Origin of the sequence: Mycobacterium sp. (assembly GCF_035603715.1) — a bacterium.
Taxonomy (GTDB): Bacteria; Actinomycetota; Actinomycetes; order Mycobacteriales; family Mycobacteriaceae; genus Mycobacterium.
In genome coordinates, this window is record NZ_DATNJW010000476.1 from 1 (window position 1) to 4,621 (window position 4,621).

Sequence of the window (4,621 nt, forward strand, 5' to 3'; positions counted from 1 at the left end):
AAGGAAGACCTGCAGCGGGTGCGACCGGACCTGGACGGCAACGCGATCATGGACCTGCTCGGCATTCCGGCCGGTCCACAGGTCGGCGAGGCGTGGCGGTATCTCAAGGAGTTGCGGCTGGACCGCGGGCCGCTGACCCACGAGGAGGCCACCGCTGAGCTGCTGTCCTGGTGGAAGGACCACGGGAACCAGTAGCGGCCCGGCCGCGTCGGACCGGCATGGAGTATTGCCTGAGCGCCGGTGACGGCGCAGCAACGATGTGGGACCGCGGACCGGATCTCGACCTCAACGGCGACGGCCGGCTCGACGCGGTCGGCCTCGATTTCGACGGCGACGGTCTGGCCGACGATGCCCTGGCCGATCTGGACGGGGACGGCATCGCCGACCATGCCGTTCTCGACGTCGACGGCGCAGAGGAACGCTATTTCACCGACGACGGCTCGGGTACCTGGGCGGTCGCCGCGGACCGTCCGGCGCGGGAGGCCTCCGGACTGCGCTGGTTCGGGCTGGACGGCGCCGAGCACACCGGTAACCCGTTGTCGGACTTCGGCGCCGAGGGCCGTGCCGAGGTGCGGCTGCTCGACAGCGATGGCAACGGCCTGGCCGACCGCGCGATCACGTCCGGCGAGAACGGTGTCACGGGCTACGTCGACACCGACGGCGACGGGCGGTGGGACGTCAAGCTGACCGACACCGACGGCGACGGGGCCGCCGACGCGGCCAGCGCGTTAGCGCCCAAACCGTAGATCCCCTCTGGAGGCAGCGGCCCGGTACTGTGACGGCCCATGAACTCCGACCAGTCGTCGTCTGACTCGGTGGGCGCTGCCCTGATCGAGATCCTGAGCGAGGACCTCAACATCGACGTAAGCCGGGTGACGCGGGAGTCCCGGCTGGTGGACGACGTCGGCCTGGACTCGGTGGCCTTCGCGGTGGGCATGGTCGCAATCGAAGACAAGCTCGGGGTGGCGGTGTCCGAACAGGAGCTGCTCGGTTGCGACACCGTCGGCGACCTCGAAAACGTGATCCGGGCAAAGGTCCCGGTCGGCCAGTGAGCGCGCTGGCCATCGCCCTGTCCGGGGCGATGCGCGCCTCAACTCACGACTTGGTGGTCTTCGACAAGGACGCCGACGCCTGGACGCGGCACCCGTGGTCGCAGGTTCACGCGCGCGCGCAGGGCATCGCGATCCGCATCCTGGACCAGCCGCATCCCGGGGCGGTCGGCCTGGTCGGCGAGCCGACCGCGGACTTCGTCGCGGCCATTGACGCGACCTGGCTGGCCGGCCAGAGCGTGTCGATCCTGCCCGGACCGGTCCGCGGTGCCGATCCGCAGCAGTGGGCCCACGCCACGCTGACCCGGTTCGCCGGTCTCGGTGTGCGCACGATCTTCAGCCACGGCGCCGAACTCGGCCTGCTCAGCGGTGTCGACGGGACGGCGACTGTGCTCGATCTCGGGGCCGTCGCTCACGAACCGTCCACCGGCTTCACACCGGCCGAGGCTGCCGCCGGCACGCCGGCGGTACTACAGGGCACCGCGGGGTCTACCGGGAATCCGCGCACTGCGCAGCTGTCGCCGGACGCGGTGCTGAACAACGTGAACGGTCTGCTCAGCCGCTTCGGTGTCGACCCGGCGGTGGACGCCGGCTGTACCTGGCTGCCGCTGTATCACGACATGGGTTTGACGTTCCTGCTCAGCGGCGCGCTGAGCGGGGCGCCGATGTGGCTGGCGCCGACGTCGGCGTTCACCGCGTCACCGTTCCGCTGGTTGCGCTGGCTCAGCGAAAGCGGCGCGTCGCTGACCGCGGCGCCGAACATGGCCTACAGCATGATCGGCAAGTACGCCCGGCTGGTGTCGGACGTCGACCTGGGCCGGGTGCGGGTGACGATCAACGGCGGCGAGCCCGTCGACTGCGCGGGCATGGAGCGGTTCGCGAATGCGTTGAGCGGGTTCGGCTTTGACGCCGGCGCGTTGGCACCGTCCTACGGGTTGGCCGAATCCACCTGCGCGGTCACCATCCCCGCGCCGGGAACCGGCCTGTTGTACGACGAAGTCCGTTCCGCCGCAGACGATTCCGAGACACGTAGGCAAGCGATTCTGGGCGAGCCGATCCCCGGGATGGAAATCCGGATCAGCCCGGCGCCGCAGCGCTCCGCCGAACTGCCCGGTCGCGATGTCGGCGAGATCGAGATCCGCGGTACCTCGATGATGTCGGGGTATTTGGGCGAGGCCCCGCTGGAGCCCGGTGCCTGGTTCCCGACCGGAGATCTGGGCTACCTCACCGACGACGGTCTGGTGGTCTGCGGGCGGGCCAAGGAGATCATCACCATCGCGGGCCGCAACGTCTTTCCCGCTGAGATCGAACGGGTCGCCGCCGAAATACGGGGCGTGCGTGCGGGTGCCGTGGTGGCCGTCGGCACCGACGACGACAGCACCCGGCCGGGATTGGTGATCACCGCCGAGTTCCGCGGCCCCGACGAAGCCGGCGCCCGCAGCGAGCTGGTCGCCAAAGTAGCGTCCGAGTGCGGCATCGTGCCTGCCAACGTGGTGTTCGTCCGGCCGGGTTCGCTGCCGCGCACCTCATCGGGCAAGTTGCGGCGGCTGGAAGTCAAACGCAACCTGACCGCGGTGACCACATGACCGCAGAGCTGAGCATCGACGAATACCGGGCGCTGCTCGACGGGGTATTCAATGACGACGTCGTTAAGTGGACCGCGGAAGCCGAAGCCAGCGAGCGGTTTCCGCGCAAGCTGATCGAGCATCTGGGTGAGCGTGGTGTGTTCGCGCACAAGTGGCGCAACGGCCAGCATCCCGACGTGGCCAAGCTCGTCGCGTTGGCGTTCGCCTTGGGGCGGCTCGGCTCGGCGGGTATCGGTGTCGGCGTCAGCCTGCACGACTCGGCGATCGCTATCCTGCGCCGCTTCGCCCGGTCGGATTACCTCAAGGACATCTGCGAGCAGGCCATCCGTGGCGAAGCGGTGCTGTGTATCGGCGCGTCCGAAGAGTCGGGCGGTTCGGACCTGCAGATCGTCGAGACCGAAGTCCGTTCTGTCCGTGACGGATTCGAGGTCCGAGGCGTCAAGAAGTTCGTGTCGCTGTCGCCGGTGGCCGACCACATCATGGTGGTGGCCCGCGGTGTGGACCACGACCAGACCAGCCGGCACGGCAACGTGTTGGTGATCGCGGTGCCGATAGCTCAAACCGACGTACAGGTGCCGTACCGCAAAGTAGGCGCCGGACCGCTGGATACGGCCGCGGTGCACATCGACACCTGGGTGCCCGCCGATGCGCTAATCGCCCGCCCCGGAACGGGTTTGGCGGCGATTTCCTGGGGATTGGCCCACGAGCGGATGTCGATCGCGGGGCAGGTCGCCGGGGGTTGCCAACGGGTAATCGGCATCACCCACGCGAGGATGGTCGAGCGCCGGCAGTTCGGTGCGACGCTGTTCGAGCACCAGGCGCTACGGCTGCGCCTCGCTGATCTGCAGGCCCGCGTCGACCTACTTCGCCATGGGCTGAACGGAATCGCGGCCGAGGGCCGGCTTGATCTGCGGGCCGCGGCGGCGGTGAAGGTCACCGCCGCACGCCTTGGCGAAGAGGTGCTATCGGAGTGCATGCACATCTTCGGCGGCTCCGGTTATCTGGTCGACGAGACACCGCTCGGCCGGTGGTGGCGGGATATGAAGCTGGCCCGGGTCGGCGGCGGCACTGACGAGGTGCTGTGGGAATTGGTCGCCGCGGCAATGAAACCCGACTACGACGGCTACCACGACCTACGCGGTGGCTAGCCGCACGGATCGGCGGCCGAATTTTGTCGTACCCCGTTGCCATGATGGGGACATGTCCTTGACCGCAACGCCACCCGCGGCAGTGAGTCCTGCCGAGCGTCTCGAGGTGTTGTTCGAGGAGTTGGCGGAGTTGACCGGTCAGCGCAACGCCATTGATGGGCGCGTCGTTGAGATCGTCGCCGAGATCGATCGCGACGAGCTGTGGGGGGCGACGGGTGCGCGGTCGGTGCCGGCGTTGGTGGCCTGGAAGCTGGGCGCGTCATCGGGAAATGCATACACGATCGCCACCGTGGCGCGTCGGCTGCAGGAGTTTCCCCGCTGCGCGGCAGGCATGCGGGAGGGGCGGCTGTCGCTGGATCAGGTCGGCGTCATCGCCGCACGGGCTGGCGAGGGATCCGACGAGCACTACGCGCAGCTAGCCAGCGTCGCGACGGTTAACCAGCTGCGCACCGCGGTCAGGCTCGAACCACGGCCAGAGCCCGAGCCTCGGCCAGAGCCCGAGCGCTCGATCACCACGACCAGCAACGAGCAGGGCAGCTGCTATCGGATCAGACTTGACCACCACGACGCCGCGAAGTTCAACGCCGCCTTGGCGTCTCACCTTGACGCGCTGATCGCGGAATGGAAGCACGATCATGGCACTGGCGCGGGCGACCCGGATCAGCAACCCCCGTTGCCCACCACCGGCGAGGCGTTCATGCGCCTCATCGAGGCCGGCTGGGACGCCGATGCGGCGCGACGCCCGCACGGGCAACACACCACCGTGGTGGTGCACATCGACGTCGAACAGCGTGCTGCGGCACTGCATCTGGGTCCGCTGCTCACCGACGCCGAACGT

Annotated in this window: 5 protein-coding genes and 1 pseudogene; all 6 read left to right on the forward strand. The window is 68.7% G+C overall.

The features are described from left to right. Positions 1–195, forward strand: a pseudogene (locus VN856_RS19670) (CCA tRNA nucleotidyltransferase); the annotation flags it as partial. Between the two features lie 23 nt (positions 196–218). Then, the gene (locus VN856_RS19675) at positions 219–746 is read left to right on the forward strand and encodes a pullulanase (RefSeq protein WP_325692049.1); all 528 of its coding nucleotides are present in this window, start codon (positions 219–221) and stop codon (positions 744–746) included. 39 nt (positions 747–785) lie between these two features. Continuing rightward, positions 786–1,052, forward strand: coding sequence for an acyl carrier protein (locus VN856_RS19680; RefSeq protein WP_325692042.1), 267 nt, complete (start codon positions 786–788; stop codon positions 1,050–1,052). Continuing rightward, positions 1,049–2,635: a long-chain-fatty acid--ACP ligase MbtM gene (mbtM, locus tag VN856_RS19685; RefSeq protein ID WP_325692043.1), complete on the forward strand. Its 1,587-nt coding sequence runs from the start codon at positions 1,049–1,051 to the stop codon at positions 2,633–2,635. The genes VN856_RS19680 and mbtM overlap by 4 nt, the downstream gene beginning before the upstream one ends. Further along, entirely contained in the window at positions 2,632–3,783 is a 1,152-nt protein-coding gene (gene mbtN, locus VN856_RS19690; RefSeq protein ID WP_325692045.1) for a mycobactin biosynthesis acyl-ACP dehydrogenase MbtN, read from the forward strand. Before mbtM ends, mbtN begins: the two co-directional genes overlap by 4 nt. 52 nt (positions 3,784–3,835) lie before the next feature. After that, positions 3,836–4,621 (forward strand): DUF222 domain-containing protein (locus VN856_RS19695; protein ID WP_325692047.1); only part of this gene is annotated, 786 nt, incomplete at its 3' end.